The 20853-nt window shown below is 28.0% G+C and carries 19 protein-coding genes, 1 riboswitch and 1 other annotated feature; of the genes, 12 read left to right on the forward strand and 7 right to left on the reverse strand.

Features of this window, described 5'->3' with window-relative positions; all coding sequences use genetic code 11:
* The first annotated feature begins 4 nt into the window (after positions 1-4).
* The 4 genes from IC219_RS01455 (at position 5) to IC219_RS01475 (ending at position 5466) form a co-directional block, all read left to right on the forward strand.
* Positions 5-439, forward strand: a complete 435-nt coding sequence (locus IC219_RS01455; RefSeq protein ID WP_227433211.1) for an MOSC domain-containing protein — start codon at positions 5-7, stop codon at positions 437-439.
* A gap of 665 nt (positions 440-1104) precedes the next feature.
* Positions 1105-1316: a binding site (T-box leader), on the forward strand.
* A 162-nt stretch (positions 1317-1478) separates the two neighbouring features.
* Entirely contained in the window at positions 1479-2768 is a 1290-nt protein-coding gene (locus IC219_RS01465) for a cytosine permease (protein WP_227433212.1), read from the forward strand.
* 53 nt (positions 2769-2821) lie between these two features.
* A complete protein-coding gene (locus tag IC219_RS01470) occupies positions 2822-3901 on the forward strand; it encodes a DUF917 domain-containing protein (protein ID WP_227433213.1) in 1080 nt (359 codons plus the stop codon).
* A 20-nt stretch (positions 3902-3921) separates the two neighbouring features.
* Positions 3922-5466 carry a hydantoinase/oxoprolinase family protein gene (locus IC219_RS01475; RefSeq protein ID WP_227433214.1) on the forward strand — a complete coding sequence of 515 codons (1545 nt, stop codon included), beginning with the start codon at positions 3922-3924 and terminating at the stop codon, positions 5464-5466.
* A gap of 82 nt (positions 5467-5548) precedes the next feature.
* On the opposite strand, the gene IC219_RS01480 is transcribed toward IC219_RS01475, so the two are convergent.
* Both IC219_RS01480 and IC219_RS01485 read right to left on the reverse strand, forming a co-directional pair.
* Positions 5549-5833, reverse strand: coding sequence for a transcriptional regulator (locus IC219_RS01480; protein WP_227433215.1), 285 nt, complete (start codon positions 5831-5833; stop codon positions 5549-5551).
* 71 nt (positions 5834-5904) lie between these two features.
* Positions 5905-6660 carry a lysophospholipid acyltransferase family protein gene (locus IC219_RS01485; RefSeq protein ID WP_227483235.1) on the reverse strand — a complete coding sequence of 252 codons (756 nt, stop codon included), beginning with the start codon at positions 6658-6660 and terminating at the stop codon, positions 5905-5907.
* Positions 6661-6953: 293 nt separating this feature from the next.
* A riboswitch (guanidine-I (ykkC/yxkD leader) is annotated at positions 6954-7048 on the forward strand.
* A gap of 63 nt (positions 7049-7111) precedes the next feature.
* Between IC219_RS01485 and IC219_RS01490 the strand changes: the two genes are divergently transcribed.
* Positions 7112-7819 (forward strand): B3/4 domain-containing protein, encoded by a 708-nt coding sequence (locus tag IC219_RS01490; protein WP_227831064.1) that lies wholly within the window; start codon positions 7112-7114, stop codon positions 7817-7819.
* An 18-nt stretch (positions 7820-7837) separates the two neighbouring features.
* Positions 7838-8527 (forward strand): radical SAM protein, encoded by a 690-nt coding sequence (locus tag IC219_RS01495; protein ID WP_227433217.1) that lies wholly within the window; start codon positions 7838-7840, stop codon positions 8525-8527.
* A 246-nt stretch (positions 8528-8773) separates the two neighbouring features.
* On the opposite strand, the gene IC219_RS01500 is transcribed toward IC219_RS01495, so the two are convergent.
* From IC219_RS01500 to IC219_RS01510, 3 genes are all read right to left on the reverse strand, one after another.
* Positions 8774-8974 carry a cold-shock protein gene (locus IC219_RS01500; protein WP_227433218.1) on the reverse strand — a complete coding sequence of 67 codons (201 nt, stop codon included), beginning with the start codon at positions 8972-8974 and terminating at the stop codon, positions 8774-8776.
* A gap of 392 nt (positions 8975-9366) precedes the next feature.
* Positions 9367-9633, reverse strand: a complete 267-nt coding sequence (locus tag IC219_RS01505; RefSeq protein ID WP_227831063.1) for a DUF3795 domain-containing protein — start codon at positions 9631-9633, stop codon at positions 9367-9369.
* Positions 9634-9674: 41 nt separating this feature from the next.
* A complete protein-coding gene (locus IC219_RS01510; protein WP_227433220.1) occupies positions 9675-10484 on the reverse strand; it encodes a helix-turn-helix transcriptional regulator in 810 nt (269 codons plus the stop codon).
* A 310-nt stretch (positions 10485-10794) separates the two neighbouring features.
* Here IC219_RS01510 and IC219_RS01515 point away from each other — a divergent pair, with 310 nt between their 5' ends.
* Positions 10795-11076, forward strand: a complete 282-nt coding sequence (locus IC219_RS01515) for a hypothetical protein (RefSeq protein ID WP_227831062.1) — start codon at positions 10795-10797, stop codon at positions 11074-11076.
* Positions 11077-11378: 302 nt separating this feature from the next.
* Positions 11379-14285, forward strand: a complete 2907-nt coding sequence (locus IC219_RS01520; protein WP_227831061.1) for an EAL domain-containing protein — start codon at positions 11379-11381, stop codon at positions 14283-14285.
* Positions 14286-14434: 149 nt separating this feature from the next.
* Here the strand turns inward: IC219_RS01520 and IC219_RS01525 are convergent, their stop codons facing one another.
* Together IC219_RS01525 and IC219_RS01530 are read right to left on the reverse strand one after the other, a co-directional pair.
* Complete coding sequence (locus IC219_RS01525; protein ID WP_227433222.1) at positions 14435-16054, reverse strand: Na/Pi cotransporter family protein; 1620 nt, start codon at positions 16052-16054, stop codon at positions 14435-14437.
* Positions 16055-16367: 313 nt separating this feature from the next.
* A complete protein-coding gene (locus IC219_RS01530) occupies positions 16368-17108 on the reverse strand; it encodes a helix-turn-helix transcriptional regulator (protein WP_227433223.1) in 741 nt (246 codons plus the stop codon).
* A gap of 148 nt (positions 17109-17256) precedes the next feature.
* On the opposite strand from IC219_RS01530, the gene IC219_RS01535 reads away from it, so the two are divergent.
* The 4 genes from IC219_RS01535 to IC219_RS01550 all read left to right on the forward strand — a co-directional run bounded on the left by IC219_RS01535 (position 17257) and on the right by IC219_RS01550 (position 20758).
* Positions 17257-18006, forward strand: a complete 750-nt coding sequence (locus IC219_RS01535) for an AAA family ATPase (RefSeq protein WP_227433224.1) — start codon at positions 17257-17259, stop codon at positions 18004-18006.
* A 64-nt stretch (positions 18007-18070) separates the two neighbouring features.
* Positions 18071-18967 (forward strand): ABC transporter substrate-binding protein, encoded by an 897-nt coding sequence (locus tag IC219_RS01540; RefSeq protein WP_227433225.1) that lies wholly within the window; start codon positions 18071-18073, stop codon positions 18965-18967.
* Between the two features lie 16 nt (positions 18968-18983).
* A complete protein-coding gene (locus IC219_RS01545; protein WP_227433226.1) occupies positions 18984-19964 on the forward strand; it encodes a FecCD family ABC transporter permease in 981 nt (326 codons plus the stop codon).
* Positions 19964-20758, forward strand: coding sequence for an ABC transporter ATP-binding protein (locus tag IC219_RS01550; protein ID WP_227831060.1), 795 nt, complete (start codon positions 19964-19966; stop codon positions 20756-20758). The genes IC219_RS01545 and IC219_RS01550 overlap by 1 nt, the downstream gene beginning before the upstream one ends.
* The last annotated feature ends 95 nt before the right edge of the window (positions 20759-20853 follow it).

Below are 20853 nucleotides of genomic sequence, written 5' to 3' on the forward strand. Positions count from 1 at the left end.
AAATATGGCTAAAGTAGTGTCAATAAATATAAGTGACAAAAAGGGTGTAATTAAGGTTCCTGTGCAATGTGCAGAACTAAAAATAAATTATGGAATAGTTGGAGATGCACATGCGGGAAACTGGCATCGTCAAATAAGTTTACTTGGAAAAGAAAGTATAGATAAAATGAAGATGAGAGGTTTTGACCAATTAAAATTTGGAGACTTTGCTGAAAATATAACTACAGAAGGAATAGAAGTGTTTTCATTACCTGTTGGTACAAAATTAAAGATAGGCAAATGTGAAGTTGAAGTAACTCAAATAGGTAAAAAGTGTCATAATGGATGTGAAATTAAAAAATTAACAGGGGACTGTGTAATGCCACGTGAAGGAATTTTTGTTAAGGTTTTAAAGGAAGGAATTATAAGTATTGGAGATTCAATAGATATAATTCAATAAAAATTTGATTGAACTTAAAATAAATTTCTGATTATATTTTAAAATTTTATTAAATGTTCGTATAGCCTTGTTTTATAGGCTGTTCGGACATTTTTACTGTCAGTAGATACTTTACAATATTTCAGAATGTGCAGTGTGAAGTATTTTAAATAGATAGATTTAACAATATAAAATACTGTTGTATAATGTGAGATATGATTATTTGCTGTACGTTCATGTTGTCGTCCACAGTTGCCTTGGGGTTAAGCACTAACTAAATTTAAAAAAGACCCTACACCTATTCTACCTATATTGGAACAATTAAAAACCGACTCATCACTATATGTACGAAAGAGTGTTGCTAATAATTTAAATGACATTTCTAAAACACACCCAGATTTAGTTGTAAAGCTTGCGAAGGATTGGTATAGTGTAAATGAATATACTAACTGAATTGTAAAATATGGTTGTAGAACTTTACAAAAAAATGAAAATAATTTGTAAAATTATATTCAATTGTATATAAAAATAATATAAATTTTTATTAAATTTAAAAAATACAAAATATAAATACAGTAATAATATAAAAAATTACATATAAAACTAAAAAATACAAGTAATTTACTTTTTAAGTTGACAAAATATTGCATATATATTATGATATAAATCATAAATAAATAAATAACGTAGATTCGCAGAAGAAGAAAGTAGCATAAAGGAATTTTACAGAGAGTTAGATTTGGCTGAGAACTAATATTGAAATTTGTGTGAAAAGAGCTTTGGAGAATACTATTACAGTTCTATTGTAGTAGTGGTTTAATTCGCCTTAAGAAAATGAGTGAGTAAAATAAATTTTTACTAATAAGAGTGGTAACACGGATTGGTATTCGTCTCTTGGATTTTTTCCAAGAGGCGTTTTTTATTATAAAATTATTTCAGAAAATTTAAAACTATATATTAAATGAAAATTATAAATGTATAGTTGTTAATAAATTTATAAATTAGAAAATTGTAAAACAAACAAATTAAATGGTTTTACAATTTTAATGGAGGGATGAAAATGGAAGAAGAAAAAATTAATTATGCCCTGGAACAGGTTCCAGAGAATCAAAAACGTGGTTGGGTAGCTATGTTTTCAGTGCTAGTAGCAATAGGTGTGGATTTATCATCTGTTATTTTAGGAGCTGAGTTAGCTCAAAGTATGCCAATGAAACAAGCAATATTATCAGTAATTGTAGGTTCATTTTTTTCTGCTATTTTGTATACTATATGCTCTTTAGTTGGTTCATCTACAAGCTTATCTACATCTATGATAACAAAATATGTGTTTGGAGAAGCTGGAGCAAAAATATTTTCTCTAGTTATAGGAGTTTCTTTATTAGGATGGTTTGGAGTTCAAGTAGGCTTTTTTGCTCAAAATGCTCAAATAATAATAAAAGATATATTTAATCTAGATGTGAGCATGCAAATTTTAAGCCTCATAGGTGGTCTTTTGATGATGAGTACAGCTATTTATGGATATAAAGCAATGGAAAAATTAAGTGTGTATTCAGTACCATTCTTATTAATTCTTATGATGTTAACTATATTCTTAGCTTTTAAAGCAAATGGAATTCCAGTTGATGATAATATGAAATCGACTATGACATTTGCAGGTGGAGTTTCTCTATCAATGAGTATAATAATAGTTGGAGCAATAGTATCACCTGACATAAGTCGCTGGGCTAAAAGTAGAAGAGATTGTGCACTTTCAAGTTTTCTAGGGATACAATTTGGAAATGCTTTTATGATAGTAGTATCAATAATATTAGTAAAATGTATGGGTACTTCAGATATTATGAGAATTTTTATTACATTAGGAATTGCTATACCAGGTATAATTGTACTTACATTAGCTCAATGGACTACAAATACAAGCAATGTATATTCTGCATCACTAAGTATAGCTCTTGTACTAAAAAAAGCTCCTGAAAAAGTATTAACTATAGTTCTTGGTGTTGTAGCAACTTTATTAGCTGTATTTGGAATATATGAAGGATTTATAGGATTTTTAAATTTACTTGGAATTGTTATTGCACCTGTTGGTGGTGTGTATACAGCAGAATATTATATAGTAAAACAAGAACTTAAAGGATTTGATAAGGGGATAGCATACAAACCAATAGTTAAACATTCAATAATATCTTGGATAATTGGTATATTAATAACATACCTTTCTACATATGGATTTATAACTCTTACTACTATAGCACCTTTAGATGGATTTATAGCAGGATTTATAATACAATCAATTATTGGAAAAGTGATTTGTTCATCAAAAAACAAACAAGAAGCAGAAAAAGCAGTTTAATGAAATATGCTTGTAAAGTATAAAATAAATTTGGAATATGAGGAGAAAGTAACATGAGATTTTTAACAGAAGAAAGCGTGGATAAAATAGCAGTTGGCGCAGCAGTGCTTGGAACAGGAGGAGGAGGAGACCCATACATAGGTAAATTAGTTGCAAAACAAGCAATTAAAAAGTATGGGCCTGTAAAAGTGATTAGTTTAGATGAGCTAGAGGATGATGCTTTAGTAGTACCAGTATCTGGTATGGGTTCCCCTGTAATTACAATAGAAAAATTACTTTCTGAAGTGGAATTAACTACTCCTTTAGAGATAATGGAAAAATTATTGAATAGAAAAGTTGATGTTATAATTCCTATAGAAATAGGAGGAATAAATTCACTTATGCCAATAGCAGTTGCTGCAAAAAAAGGGCTTCCTATTTTGGATGCAGATTCTATGGGTAGAGCGTTTCCGGAAGCTCAAATGGTAACTTTTTATCTTGAAGGATATGAAGCATCACCTGCTGTAATGGCTGATGAAAAGGGTAATTCAGCCATCCTTTATCCTGTTGATGGAATTTGGTCAGAAAGATTGGCTAGAACTTTAACAGTAGAAATGGGAGGAAGTTCTTCTATTAGTGACTATAATTTAAGTGGAGCTCAAGTTAAAAAAGCTGCGATAGGAAATACCTTGACTATAGCTGAAACTATAGGAGGATTTTTACTTGAGAATAAGTCAGACTCAAAAGGTGCTATTGAAAATATATTGAAAGAATTAAAAGGGTATAAATTATTTGAAGGAAAAGTAGTTGATATTAAAAGAGAGTTAAAAGGTGGTTTTACTAGAGGGCATGCATTCTTCGCTGGAATTAATGGATATGATGGAGAATACTCTGTACTATTTCAAAATGAAAATCTAATTGCAAAAAAAGGTAGTACACCACTTTGTATTACGCCAGATTTAATAGCAATATTAGATTTAGAAACTGGATTCCCAATAACTACAGAAAGAATAAAATATGGTTCTCGTGTGATGGTAGTAGCTTTTCCTTGTAATGAAAAATGGAGAACTAAAAAAGGAATTGAGACAGTTGGACCTGAATACTTTGGATATGATGTAGAGTATAAAACAGTAGAAGAATTACAAGGAAAATAAAAATTTAGGGGGAAATTTTGATGTATCGTGTAGGAATTGACGTTGGAGGAACAAATACAGATGCTTGTATACTGGATAAGGAATTAAAAGTAATCCATTCAGTTAAAGTAGCAACTACAAAAGATGTTGAAACTGGTGTTTATAATGCCTTAAAAAAAGTTATAGATGAAAGTAAAATTGACCATTCATTAATAAAATATGCTATGCTTGGTACAACTCACTGTACAAATGCAATAGTAGAAAGAAAAAGACTTAATAATGTAGCAATGATAAGAATTGGAAAACCAGCAACCACTGCTATTTTACCATTTATAGATTGGCCAGAAGATTTAAGAGAAAAAATAGAATTAGATTCAATATTGATATCTGGTGGTTATGAGTTTGATGGAAGAAAGATAAATGAACTTTGTAAAGATGAAGTTGTAGATTTTTGCAATAAGATAAAAGGCAAGGTAGAAAGTGTTGCAATAAGTGGAGTATTTGCTCCTGTAAATAAACAACAAGAAGAAGAAGTTGCAAAATGGGTTAGAGAGATTCTTGGTGATATTCCAATATCCTTATCAAATGAAATAGGTAATATAGGTATACTGGAAAGAGAAAACGGAGCAATTTTAAACTCTGCATTGTCTAGAGTAGGTAAGGCTGTTTCTTTAGGATTTGAAAAAGCATTGAAAGATTTAGGAATAGATGCAGAAATATATTTTAGTCAAAATGATGGAACATTAATGAATTTGGAGTACACAATGAAGTATCCTATTTTCACAATTGGATGTGGAATAACAAATTCTATAAGGGGAGCGTCTTTCTTATCAAAAGTAAAAAATGCAATAGTACTAGATGTTGGAGGAACTACGAGTGATTTAGGTGTATTATACAATGGATTTCCTAGAGAATCTTCAATTCCTGTTACAATTGGAGGAGTACATACGAACTTTAGAATGCCTGATGTTTTAACTATTGGACTTGCTGGAGGAACTTGTGTAAAAGGCGAAAAAGACAATATAAAAATAGGTCCTGAGAGTGTAGGGTATAGAATAACTGAAGATGCAATAATATTTGGTGGTGATACTTTAACTTTATCAGATGTTGTTACAAAGTTAGGCATGGCATTTGAGGATAGAAAAAATAATGTTGAAAATTTAGATAAAGATTATTGTGATGAGGTATATAAAAAAGTAATTTTAAAACTAGAAGATGCTGTAGACCAAATGAAGACTAGCCAAAATGATGTTGAATTAGTTTTAACTGGTGGAGGAAGTATAATTGTTCCAGAAAAACTAAAAGGTATAAGTGATGTTATAAGACCTCCTCATTATACTGCAGCAAATGCTATTGGTGCAGCTTTAGGGCAAATAAGTGGGGATGTAGAAAAAGTGTACAGCTTAGATAAAATGTCTAGAGAAGATGCTATAGAAGACGCAAAACAAGAAGCCATAAACAAAGCTTTAAAAGCAGGTGCTAAAAAGGATACTATAGAAGTATTAAATATAGAAGATGTTCCACTTGCATATCTTCCAGGTAATGCACTCCTTATAAAAGTGAAAGTTGTTGGAGATTTGATATAATTTAAAGAAAATTTAAGTCTTTTTGAATATGTTTTAGATATAAAAAAATCGGTGCATAGTTTGTACCGATTTTTTATATTTATTAGTAGAGAACTCGTTTTTTTGCTTCTGCTATAGCTCTAGCAGCACTTTTTGCCTCAACTCTTTTTTCTTCCTCTCTTTTAAAAGCATTTATTGTATCATTTAAATTTTTATCGTGTTCATTTTTTTCTTTGTCTTCGTTTTCTCTGTAAACTAATACATAATCTATTATTGATTCATTTATTATTTGAGATATACTTTTATTTTCATTAATTCCTATTCTTTTAACTTCTTTAAGTAATGTTTCATCAATGTGAACTGTTGTTTGTTTTGTATTTTTTGCCATCTTAATCACCTCTTAAAAAAATTTTAACATTAAAATTTTTTCTAGTCAATAAATTTTAATGTTAAAATTCTTTAAAAGTTTTTATTTGTTTTTCTAAAACTTTCTATTTTGTTTATCATATTTTTTTTAATATTTTCTCCTAATACAGAAGATTTTAGTCTAGGATTTTCAATATGGTCATAAATTGGTTCTAGGAATTCAACTTCAACAGGAACAGAGTTAATTTTACCAATAGGTTGATATCCTTCATAAGTATCTTTTGAATTTTTTATGACTAATGGAACAATAGGACACTTTGCTTTATATGCTATTTTTAAGGCTCCACTTCTAAAATCTGATACTAGAGAATTTGGTTCTTTAATCCAGGTTAAATCTCCTTCTGGAAACACTGCCATACTCTGACCTGTAAGTATATTTTGTGAGGCTTCAGCAATACTTTTAATCCCTTCTCTATTATTTTTTCTGTTTACATATACACATCGTAACAACTTCGCCCATTCTTTAAATATAGGTATATTTCTCCAAACTGGCTCATCTGCAATTACACATCCAATTGGTCTTTCTACACTTGCTGCTAGGATAAAACTATCAAGCATACTTGAATGATTTACAACAAATAAGATTGGTTCTTTTGGTAATGTTTCTTTGCCAAGTATATTAAGGTCTATATTTACTATATCTAAAGATTTTTTAGCTTGTTTTTGCATAAATTCAAATTTTTCTTTTAAGTTAAATTTATCTGGATTTTTTTTGATTTTTATAAGTTTAGGTATAGAAGATGTAAAGCCTATGAGCTGATATGTAGCAAATTTTAAGTAATTATTCATAAAATTATCTCCTTAAAATAAAATTGTTTATTACTGTAAAGATTTTAACATAAAATGAAATTTAAGTCTATTTTAATTGGGATTTATAACTTACACTTAAAATAGACTTATTCTGAAATTTTTATACTTATAATTTTATTAATAAAATTATAAGTATAATGTAGTATTCTATTAGATTAGCTAAATAACCTTTAAATATTATTTTGTACAAATATAAGAATCCAATATAGTATTGTTTTAAATCTTATATTATGCTAAAATTTATTTGTATTTTATAAATTACAAAAATATATAGTTTAGTTTTCTAGGGTTCCGCATTTTATAATGGGCAGGTCCAAGAGAAAACGCACAGTTATTGTGTACACGGAAGGATAAAAGCCTGGGAGATATTTAATAATATTTCTGTAGGCTTTTTTATTTTTATATATTTTAAAGTTGAGGAGGTATTCTAATGAAAAAATTTGTTGTTGAGGATGAGTTTTGGAACCTATTTCCTAGTTCAAAGATAGGAGTTGTTATTTGTAAGGACATAGACAACTCTATAAAGGATAAAGAAGAATACAAGGAAATGATTTTGCAGGGAGAAAAAGAGGCATTAAAACACTTGAAGGATTTAGAACTTAGCAATAACCAAGTAATTAAAGTATGGAGAGAAGCATTCAAAAAATTTAAAACGAAAAAAGGAGCAAGGTCATCTATTGAGGCATTGCTAAAAAGAGTTCATAATGGAAATCATATAGCAACTATTAACCCCTTAGTGGATATTTACAATTCTATTTCGCTAAAATATGCATTGCCTTGTGGTGGAGAAGACATAGACAAATTTATGGGAGATATTAGGTTGACTAGAGCAGTTGGAAATGAAGAATTTATACCATTAGGAACAGAAGAAAACTCATCTCCATATGAAGGTGAGATAGTCTATAAAGATAATGAAGGTGCAATTTGTAGATGTTGGAATTGGCGTGAAGCAGTGAGGACAATGCTTACTGAAAATACAAATAATGCATTTTTATGTATTGAATTAGTAGATGAAAGTAGATTTGAAGAATTTGAGAATGCCTTGAATTATTTGGCGAAAACAGTTCAAGAAAATTTAGGTGGAACATGTAAAATTTCAATTTTAGATATTAATAATAAAGAAGTATCAATAAATTAATTTTGAGAGGATAGAGTAATGAGTGGTTTTAGTTATAAAGATATTTATATTGAGGATGGAAAAAGAGTATTAGAAGTAAATATACTTCCTGAAAAGTATTGTAACTTTGATTGTATATTCTGTCCTATTGGAAGGTCATATAATAAAGTGGATACACTTCAATCATTTGACAAGATGGATGACTCACTTAGAGAATTAGAAAGTATAATAGAAAAGCATAAGGCAGAACTAGTTTTCATTAATTCAAAAGGAGAATCACTATTGAATGATAAAATTTGTGATGTAATCGAGTTAGTAAAGCGCAAAAGAGTGCCTGTACGATTACTTTCTAATGGATATTTATTAGGTAAAGACGAATATATAGAAATAGCCAATATGTGTGATGAAGTCATTGGAGAGATAAAAACAATATCGGAAAAAGATTTTCAAAAAATTCAGAGACCAATTATAGGATATACTCTAGAAGAATATATTTCAAATATGATTTTATTTAATAAACAGTATAAAGGAAAATTTATTTTAGAAGTAACAATTATAAAGGAATATAATGATAATGAGGAATCTATTAATAAGATAAAAAGTATTATTTATGAATTATCTCCAGATAAAGTAATTGTTGAAAGAATGAACGATGAAAAATTTAAGCAAAAATTTGATATATCTAGTGAAAAATTTGATAAAATTTCAAAAACGTTATTAAACTTTTGAAAACATTAATGAAAAATATTTATATATGAAATAAAAATCTAATAGAGCTAATCTATTGGATTTTTTATATATAATATACTATATATCTTTACTGAAATAACCCTTATTTATGAAGAGTATTTTATATTTAGGAGAGGGATTTTTTTATTTGTCCAAATAATATTATTTACTTAATTAATAATTATATTGTATATTACCAATAAAAAAAGACTCTTAAAAGAGTCTTTTCCGAAAAAATCTATATAATTATAATATAGTTATGTTTTCTGCTTGCTGACCTCTAGCACCTTTAACTATATCAAAGCTTACTTTTTGACCTTCTTCTAATGATTTAAATCCTGAAGTTTGTATAGCTGAGAAATGAGCAAATACATCATCTCCACCTTCTACTGTTATAAAACCAAATCCTTTTTCGTTGTTAAACCATTTCACTATTCCATTATTCATTAAAAATACTCCTATTAACCTATATCAAGATATACTTGATTTAATTGTGTATTACCACAAATACTATTGTATCATAGATTAATACAAATGTCTACTTAATTGTAATTTTTAGTTAACATTTTTTGATTATGCTTAACCATAAAAAATTGAAAAGCTTTGTGTTACTATATATTGGTGTAAATGCAGATAAAATACTTTACTAACATTTAATTGACATAAATATTAAAATATAAAATTAAGAGATTTAAAAATCAATGTTTATTTGTGAAAAAAATAGATAGGTATTATTTTATATTGAATAATAGCTATCTATCTTAGAGAATATACAATTATGTATTAAGGTATTAATATTTTAATTTATATACAATATAAAATATATAAATATGATACTATTATAAAGCTAGAGAAGCCCATTTTTCACATTGAGAAATTCTTTTTCCATCATCACCTTGTTTTTTATCATATGCAAATTGAGTTAATATTTCACATGGAAATGTGTCACATAGGCCACAATGTGTAAGATTTTTATTCTCACAACATGATTTTACAGGACATTCTTCAGACCAAAAAGGTTTATTAATATTTGTACATCCAGCGCAATTTACATCTTCCTTATACTTACATTCACAACACAAAATTCCACATCTTGATTCTATCATTTTAAATCCTCCTCAAATATAAACTTTAATATAATCATATGTTAAAATTTATATTTCTCATTGTAAAAATCAGACAAATTTTTTATGTAGGTTGTTGGATTAACACCACAAATAGATTTAAAATCATTTATAAAGTGAGATTGGTCATAATAACCTATATTTTGAGCTAAAGTTGTAAATGATATATTATTACTTTGTATTTCTTGTAGTACTGTATTTATACGTAATAATCTAAGGTATGTCTTAACACTCATACCAAGAGAATTATTAAAAATCCTATTTAAATGGCGTTCACTATAACAACTAATTTGAGCAATATTTTTAACAGACATAATAGAGTTTTGTTTCCTAGCATCTATAAGAATTGGTATTGTTAAATCTTTTATATTAGATTTAAATAAGTACGATAAAAATAACCTATCGAATTGTTCAATGAGTTCTTTAAGAGTATTGGACTTTTCAAAGATAGAATTAGTTTCGAAATCAAGTTGAGTGTTAAAGTCTTTAACAGGGATTATTAAATCGGCTGATTCTATCTGAGGAAAACCTGTTAAATAGTATACTCCACATGGAAGAAATTCAACAAATACTCTAAATAGTACATTTTCTATATCATTTTTTACAATAATAGTTTTTGTTGTAGCACCCCAAAATTTGCTAGTTATATCTTTTTTACTAAATTCAAATACGATACATCCACTGGCATCAGGTATCAATGTCAGGTTTTCTATAGAATTTTTATCTGGAAAAGTTATTGTATAGTGAGCTATATATGGTCTTAATAATTTGTGTGGTGAAATATATATATCATGATTGTGATTTTTTAGCATGTTTTTAATTTTTTCTATCATAAGTATATCCCCCTGATACTATTTAGTGATAAATAGATTAGTTTAATTTTAGTATTTTATGTAATAAAACATTCTGATAAAAAGTTTCATTGAGAGTATAAAGTATATAGAATAATTATAAAATAAAGTCTAAAAATGTACAATTATTAAAAAAAATATATGAACTCATGAAACTGGCATATTAGATAGAGTTAGGTATAAACTAAACACAGAAAATAATAGTGTTACTTTTATAATAGATACATATAAAGATATTTTTAAGAATAAAATTTATTATTAAATAAAAAATAAGGGAGAGTGATTTAATAGAATGGCATCAAAACAAATACCAAGAAATAATTTAGAAAAGTTTTTAAGAATAAGAGTTCTATCACATACAGGCGACAAAATACATATAAAATTACCTGTAAATTTTGCAAAGAGAATGATTGAAAGCAATGCTTTAGATTTATTTAATGGAAAAGATGATGTAGTTGATGGTAAAAAAGTTACTGAAATACTAGTTAAGGCATTTGACTATGATTTAACTGGAGAAGTGGTTCATCTAGAAAGAAAAAATGGGGATATTATTAAAGTATCAATTGTGCAATAAAATTAATTTATAGGAATTTCAATTTGATGTAATTATAAAAAGATTATATAAAAAATGAATTATTTTACCATGTTAAAAGCTATATAAATTTGTTATTTTGCAAATTCATATAGCTTTTTAAGTATTCTTATTATGTGTGATAGATATAAAATAATAGTATATTTATATAAGTTAAGTTTTCTGTATTCTCACTTGTAATATATATTTTAGAAGTATTTTGAAAGTTAAACAATTGGCAGTATATTCTATTTTTCTATTGAAAATGATATAATATAGCTACTAAGAGGGAGGAGGACAAAATTTTGAAGTTAAAAACCTATCAATTGATTCTGATTGTTTGTATGATTTTTCTTTCTTTTCCAATAAAAATTAACTCTGCTTCAGATAGGGTTCCAGTTAAAGTCGGGTATTATGATGATGGCGATTATATGAGTCGAAATGAAAATGGAGAGTATATAGGATTTAATTTTGAATACTTACAAGAAATTACTAAGTACACTAACTGGAAATATGAAATAGTAGATTGTAAAAGTTGGGAAAATGCTCTTGAAATGTTAAAATCAGGTGAGATAGATGTTCTTCCTAGTGTCTATTATACAAAAGAACGTACAAAAGAAATGCTTTTTCCAACACTACCAATGTGTAATATCTATACAACTTTAAATGTAAAAGTGGATGATACTCGTTATGATTATGAGGATTTTGATTCATTTCAGGATATGAAAGTAGGTGTTATTAGTAATAGTAAGGATGCTGAAAACTTTAAAGAATATTGTAAAACAAATGATTTTGAAGTTAAAATTATATCTTATAAAGAAACAGATGATTTATTAAGAGATTTAAAAAATGGAAATCTTGATGGTGTTGCTATAACACATCTTGGTCGGACTAGTACATTTAAAAGTGTAGCACAATTTTCTCCAGAGCCACTCTATACTGTGGTTTCAAATAAGAAACTGGATTTATTATCTCAACTGAATTCTGCTTTGAATACATTGACACTTAGGAATTCAAGTTATGAAACAAAATTATATAATAAATATTTTTCTATAAGTACTGCTCAGAAGCCAGTATTTACAAAAGATGAGCAAGAATATATACAACAATCTGGTGAAATTTCAGCTGTTTATGATTCTACAAAGATACCACTAGAATATGGTGATTCAAAAACAGGTGAGTTTTCTGGTGTGGTTGCTGATTTATTTAAGGAAATTACAAATAACACTGGTTTAAAATTTAGATTTGTTTCTGCAAAAAGTTATAGTGAAGCACTTCAAGTATCAAAAGATTCTAGAATATCTATAGTTTGTGGTATGGAAAACGATTATATTAACAACCAAAAAAACAATATAAGAACAACGCAGTATTATTTACGTGCTCCAGTAGTTTTAGTTAGTGGAGAAAAAGAAAATGAAATTAAAAAAGTGGCAGCTGTAAATGGTTCTTTAATTGGACAAAATATTACTGAAGATGGGAAACTAGATAGAACTATAGAGTATTATAATTCTCCAAAAGAATGTTTTGAGGCTGTATTAAAGGATAAAGTGGATGCTGTTTATGTAAATACATATATTGCAGATTATCTATTGTCCAATCCTCGTTATGAAAAATTTTCTGTTTCGACCTTGACAAACTATGCAGAAGAAATAAGTATTGGTATTTCTGATTCTGCAGATTCGAGGTTATTTTCTATACTAGATAAATGTATTCAATATATGTCAACAGAACAAATGGACAGAATAATTTTAAAAAATACGATAATTCAATATGATATAACTTGGCAAGATATTATCCACCAGCATCCAATGGCAATTATTGGAGGCGTTATTATAGTATCAGCTATTATTATTATACTTTTGAGTTTTCTACTTTTATTAAAGTCAAAAAATAATAAACGTATTGAGAGTTTGTTATACCGAGATAGTCTTACAGGAATTTGGAATTTAAATAAATTTTGTAAAGAAGCTATTAAGAGTTTAAGAAGTGCAGAAAGTGGTTCATATGTGATTGTTTATTTAGATATAAAACAATTTCGAATGATTAATGACACTTTAGGTTTTTCAGAAGGAGATGAAATACTTTGTGCACTAGCTAAAGCTTTACAAGATTCTGTATCTTTTGAAGAATCTTGTGCTCGCGTTTCTGCAGACCAATTTGTTATGTTATTAAAATACGATAGTTGGGAGTGCTTAGAAGAACGTCTCTTCAAGATTGATAATCAATTAAATGGTTGGGTAGAAAAAATGAGAAAAACTTACCAACTTATTCTTGTATTTGGTGTATATATGGTAGATGAAGTTGAAAAACATGATATATCTCTCATGCTTGACCTAGCAAATTATGCAAGAAGAAATACAGAAATAACTCACAAAAGTTGTGTTGTACTTTATGATATGACTATGAGAGAGGAAGGGTTACATCAAAGAAACTTAACAGATAGAATGCAAATAGCCTTAGAACATGGAGAGTTTGTTCCATACTTTCAACCAAAAGTAGATATGAATACAAATAAATTGGTAGGAAGTGAAGCATTGGTAAGATGGAATTATCCACATAAAGGTATAATAAGTCCTGCAAAATTCATTCCTTATTTTGAAAAAAATGGATTTGTGGTAGAAATTGACTTTTATATCTATGAAGAAGTCTGCAAAATGTTAAAGAGATGGATGGATTTGGGATTAAATATTAGTCCAGTATCCTGTAATTTTTCCAGAATTCATTTTAATAATGAAAGCTTCTCAGAAAAATTGATAGAAATAGCGGATTCCTATAAAATACCTCACAAATACCTTGAAATAGAAGTCACAGAAAGTATTTTTGTTGAAAATCTCAATCAGATTTTGAGTCATTTTAATCAACTAAGAGAATCAGAATTTCCTATTTCTATAGATGATTTTGGTTCTGGATATTCCTCTCTTGGCTTATTACAACAATTTTCTGTTGATATAATTAAGTTGGACCGTACATTTATACAAAAAGGAATGCATGGTAGTCGTGAACAAGCTGTCGTGCGTGGAGTGGTAAATATGGCAAAAGAATTAAATATGAAAGTTATATGTGAAGGGGTAGAAAGTATAGAACAAGTGAGAATACTAAAAAAAATTGGATGTTATTTGGCACAAGGATATTTTTATGCAAAGCCAATGCCACAAGATGATTTTGAGCAATTATTAAAAAATCCTGTGCTTAAAATTAAATCAAATGTTTAAGGTACTCGTTTATTATATAAGAGAAAAAGAAAAATACCTATTCTAAATTTATATTAACTAAATTGAAAAAGCTATAAATAATAGAATTATTATTTATAGCTTTTTATTATATTAAGTAGTTAATTAAAATTAAATACAAATTGTAGTCATTATATTTTCTGTTTAAGTTTTAAAACTTGTTTTACTATATTTGTTGAATGGTCAGAAATTCTTTCTAAGTTAGTAAGTAAGTCAAGGTAAAGTACACCAGCATCAATTGTACAACTACCATTATTTAATCTAATCATATGAGAATTTCTAAAAGTTTTTTCTAAGTAATTTACTTCATTTTCAACTTCTAAAACTTTGTTTGCTAATTCAAAATCTTTTACATCTAAAACTACTAAAGCATCCTTAAAGTTAGTCATAGTTTTATTGTATATTTCATAGATTTCTTTTATTGCACTATCAGAAAAGTTAACATTCATTTCTTTAACAGTCATAGCCAACTCAGCTATATTTTCAGCATGGTCAGATACTCTTTCGATATCATTTACTGTATTGAAAAGTAAATCTGTTCTAAATCGTTCATCATCTCTGAGTGGTTCTTTAGAAAGTTTTAACAAGTAATTTAATATATCTTTTTGCAATTTATTAACAACTTTTTCAGACTCAAAAGTTTTCTTAATATCCTCACTACTTTTATTTAAAAAACCTGCAATTGAATGTTCTAAAGAGTTTGTAGCTTTATGGCCCATTCTAACAACTTCTTGTACAGTATTACCAAGTGCTATAGATGGAGTACTAAACATTCTTTCATCTAAGTACTTAGTATTGTTTACAATTTCTGACTCAGTTTCCTTAATAGGTATAAGTTTATTTGCTAATTTAACTATGTATTTAGAAAATGGCAATAATATTATAACATTTGTAAGATTAAATAAAGTATGTGCATTTGCTATTTGTCTAGCTGTGTCAGTTGGGTCAAAATGAGTAACTATTGCTGATATAGGTTTATTTAAGACAAGCATAAATATTATTGTACCAATTACATTAAAGCTTAAATGCATTACAGCTGCACGTCTAGCATTTCTATTTGCACCAACACTTGATAAAAGTGAAGTAACACAAGTACCAATATTATCTCCATAAAGTATAGGTAAAGCAGCTGATAGAGGAAGTATTCCTTGAGAAGCTAAAGCTATTAGCATACCCATAGAAGCACTTGAACTTTGTATGATACCAGTGATTGCAAATCCTGCTAATATACCAAGAATAGGATTTTTACTAAAATATAAGAGTGTATCAGTAAATCCCTTATACTCAGCAAGTGGAGCTACTGCATCTTTCATAAATTCCATACCTGTAAATAATATACCAAAACCAATAAGTATTTCAGCTAAGTGTTTTGTTTTTTGATTTGATGTAAATAAATAAAATACTATACCTATACCTAATGCAATTGGGGCTATTCCTTCAAGATTAAATGAAACTAATTGGGCAGTAACAGTAGTACCTATATTTGCACCCATTATTACACCAATGGCTTGACTTAGATTCATTATTCCTGCATTTACAAACCCTACAACCATTACAGTAGTAGCACTTGAACTTTGTATGATACCTGTAACAACTGTACCCACCAATACACCCATAACAACATTACTTGTTAAGAGTTCGATGATTTTCTTTAATTTGTCTCCTGCCGATTTTTGTAAACCTTCTCCCATTAAACTCATTCCATAAAGAAAAAGTCCAAGTCCACCGATAAGACTAACTGCTATATTCACGATATTTCCTCCCTTAAGAAATTAATAAATTTTTTATATGAATTATAAACTTTATTAACTAAAATTTATCGTTTCCATAATATAGAATAACAAATTTTGTCAATTTAAATATTAACGTTTTGTTAAGTATAGGTTAAGAGAATGTTAAATCTTTAAGTTGTTGTTAATTTGAGAAAACTTATATCATATAGTAATTTAAATACTTAAGGTGATATTTAGCATATTTTGGATAAAGTCAACTTAACAAAGAATTAACTGTTTTCGTCAAAATATTTATAATTAAAAAATATCATCCTTTGCAGAATGATATTTTTTAATTATAAATATTTTTATATTCAATTGGTGTAAGGTTGTTGAACTTTTTAAAAACCATACTATAATAATTTTGGCTATTGAACCCAACAAATACAGCAACATCTAAAATAGACATGTCTTCTCGAAGCAAATATTTTTTACTTTTTTCGACTCGAACCTTATTGAGAAAGTTAGTAAATGTATATCCACTTTCTTTTTTAAATAGGGAGCAAAAATAACTTTTATTAAGTTGTAAATCATTACATATATCACTTACTGTTATATCCTCTGAGTAGTTTTTATGAATATAATCGATAGTTTTTTTTACATAAAAACTAAGAGCTGGTTTGTGTTTCATTTTATCATTACATATTTCTGATAAAAGATTTGATATATAATCTACACATGATAGAGGCTTAAATGGTATATCAGAAAACTCAATATCATTATTAATGCATGATTTAAAAGGCCCTATAACAAAATAGCCACTAGAAATATCAAACTTATGTATTGGCATAATTAAAAATTGTATGTCATTGCAAAAACTTAACATTATATAGGATAAGTTTTTATTAGATATAAAATCTGTGCTTTTTATATTATTGAATATGTTTAAACTTGAAAAGTATATTTCTAGTTTATCACTGTAGCCAACACTACAAAGTTCTTTTAAATCCTTATTAATCACTTTTGTTGGGATATTACAACAGTCAAAAAAATCATTAATGATAAGTTCTATATCATCTTTAAAACATTTCAAAAAATCACCTCATCTAAATTTATACAAATATTTTTATAAAAAAACAAATATAGTTAAGAATTTAAAAAACATATCGCGTAAAATAGTTATTGCGAATGATAATTAATTTCGTTAAATAATATTATGATGTAAGAGAGGTAAAAAGTCAATGAAAAAAATAGCTATTTATGGGAAGGGAGGAATTGGAAAATCAACAACAACTTCCAATTTATCTGCATCACTTTCTCATTTAGGATATAAGGTTATGCAAATAGGATGTGACCCTAAATCAGATTCTACTAAAAATTTAATGAAAGGAAAATTTATACCAACAGTTCTCAATGTAATGAAAGAGAAGAAAGATGATTTAAAACTTGAAGACATAGTATTTGAAGGATATGGTGGAGTATTATGTATTGAAGCAGGAGGCCCAACTCCAGGAGTAGGTTGTGCTGGAAGAGGCATAATAGCGGCCTTTGAAAAATTAGAAGAATTAAAGGCGTTTGAAATATATAATCCAGATGTAGTAATTTACGATGTACTTGGAGACGTTGTTTGTGGAGGATTTTCAATGCCAATAAGAAATGGATTTGCAAATGAAGTGTATATAGTAACTTCTGGAGAAATGATGTCAATGTATGCTGCTAGTAATATATCTTTAGCTGTAGAGCAATTTAAAAATAGAGGGTATGCTTCTTTAAAAGGACTCATATTAAACGCTAAAAATGTTGAGAATGAAATAGAATTAGTTGAAAAATTGGCTGATGAAATAAAAAGTAAAGTTTTTCACTATATCCCAAGAAATAAAATCATGCAACAGTCTGAGAATAATGGAAGAACCGTTATAGAAGAAGATAAAGATGATGAAATGTCACAAGTATATATAGAACTTGCAAATAAGATTATGCAAAGTAACTAGATAAATATAAGATTAAAATAGAAAATACAGATTTAAAATAAAGTTTATTATGGAGGAAATTTTTATGAAATTTAAAAAGATATGTTCAGTATTTTTACTTAGTGCATTAATATTAACAGGATGCTCAAAACCATCAAATGATGAGTCTGCAAATAAGGAGTCAAATAACAACGTAAAAGTTGTTTCAGCCACAGTAGCAGCAACACAAGTACTAGATAAATTAGATGCTACTTTAGTAGGTATTCCAACGACTAAATCTGAATTGCCAGAAAAATATAAAAATCTACCAGAAGTAGGACAAGCTATGAATCCTGACTTAGAAATTGTAGCATCTCTTGAGCCAGATGTATTTATAGTTGATAGTATGTTTAAAGAAAATGTTGAGAAGAGTATGAAAGAATATAACCTAGATACATTCTATTTTGAAACTGGAACATACACAAAGTTTCTTAAAAGTATAGAAAATTTAGGTAATAAAATAAATAAACAAGATGAAGCAGAAAAACTTATAAAAGAGCTAAAAGGAGTAGAAGAATTGGTCGTAGAAAAATCAAAAAAACAGGATAAAAAACCAAGAGTAGCTATTTTATTTGGTGGTGGAAATAGTTTTATGCTAGCTACAAAGAGCTCATATCTTGGTGATTTGGTTAAAACAGTAGGTGCTGAAAATATAGCTGATAACTTAACAGATAGTGTGGATTCAGATTATATACAATTTAGCTTAGAACAAATTATAAAAGAAAATCCAGATTACATACTTAGATTTGCACATGGGAATATAGAAGAGACTAAAAAAGCATTTGATGATTCTTTTGATAAAAATCCTGCATGGGCTACATTGAATGCAGTGAAAAATGGAAAAGTTATAGATTTAGACTCAAGTATATTTAATGTATCAGCAAATATACATGTCAAAGATTCAATAAATAAACTGGGAGATATCTTATATGGAGATAAATAGATTTTAGGTGAATAATATGGATAATAAAAAAGTCTTATTGATATTTACAGGGTTGATAACTGTAATTATTTTATTAATTGTTTTTTCTACTGTAGGGAGTGTAAATTTAAGTATTGGGGAAATATTTGATGCATTGATAAATGAAAATAATACAATGGTTACTACAATAGTTTATAAAATGAGGTTGCCTAGAAATATTTTAGCAGCGTTAGTTGGTGCAAATCTAGCAGTTTCAGGATTATTGTTACAAGCTGTTATGAAAAATCCATTAGCAGACCCTGGTATAACAGGTATATCTACAGGAGCAAGTGTAGCTGCTATTATAATATTGCTTTTATTTCCACAATATACAAGTATGTTACCAATAGTTGCTTTTATAGGAGGACTCATATCTTGTGGAGTAGTATATTTGATGGCGTATAAAAATGGGCTTAGACCAGAGCGAATTATACTAGCTGGAGTCGCTGTAAACACTATATTAGGTGGTGTTATATCGTATTTATCAACTATGTATAGTGAAAGAATTCAAAGTGCAATGTTGTGGTTAAACGGAAGTTTAGCCACAAAGACTTGGTTAGATGTAAATATGCTAATATGGTATTCTGTTATAGGATTGATAGGAGCAATTTTACTTATCAGAAGTACAAATGTACTGCAACTAGGAGATGACGCAGCTACAAATCTTGGCTTCAATGTAAATAAAAGTAGGTTTCTAATCTCATTAGTAGCTATATTTTTAGCAGGTGTTTCTACCTCCATAGTTGGTGTCATCAGCTTTGTGGGCCTTATAGTACCACATATAACTCGTATGTTGCTTGGTAGTGACCATAAATATACGATACCATTTAGTATAGTACTAGGGAGTATAGTATTATTAATTGCAGATACATTAGCAAGAACAATAGGAGGCTCTATAGAGATTCCAGTAGGCGTTATTATGTCTATAATAGGGGGTCCATTCTTCTTATATTTATTAAGAAAGAGAGGCGGTTATTAATGTTCAATGTAAAAAATGTCAAAATAGGTTATGAAGATAAGATTATCATAGACAATCTGAGTGTGAGCATTAAGGAAAAAGAAGTAGTTTCTATATTAGGTCCAAATGGTTCAGGAAAATCTACGCTACTTAAATCCTTATCTAGAATTTTGAAAATTAAACAGGGTGACATATATATTGGTAAGAAAAATATGAAAGTCATGAGTAATAAAGAAATTTCGAGGAAAGTGGCATTATTAGCTCAACATAATGCCTCCTTAAAGGATATAAAAGTAAAGGATTTAATATATTATGGAAGAGTACCACATAAAGGTTTTTTTGAAAGTAAAAATAAAAATGATGAAGAGATAGTAAATTGGGCAATGAGAAATACAGGTCTTGAAGCATATAAAGATAAATTGGTAAGCAATTTATCTGGAGGAGAAAGACAAAGAGTATGGTTAGCGATGGCACTTTGTCAAAAGCCAGATATACTTTTATTAGATGAACCTACAACATATTTAGATATATCTCATCAATTAGAACTAATGGAACTTGTAAAAGATATAAATAAAAAATTTGGAATGACTATAATTATGGTTCTACATGATATAAATCAAGCGAGCAAATACAGTGACAGACTTATTATTATGAATAATGGTGCTATAGTAGCGGATGGCCATCCTAATAACGTAATAAGTGAAGAAATAATAAAAGATGTTTATAAGGTAAAATGTGATATAGATATAGATCCAATTAGCAAAAAGCCTAGGATTCATCCAATAATGTTATGTAGAAGAACTAGTAGTATATAAAGTTTTAACATTTGAAATGACCACAGTTTAAAAATATAAAAAGTAATATAAGTGTAACTTTAAATTTATAAAGTTGTATAAGTAATAGGATTGGA

It is taken from the genome of Clostridioides sp. ES-W-0018-02, assembly GCF_020658175.1.
In the GTDB taxonomy this organism is placed as follows: Bacteria; Bacillota; Clostridia; order Peptostreptococcales; family Peptostreptococcaceae; genus Clostridioides.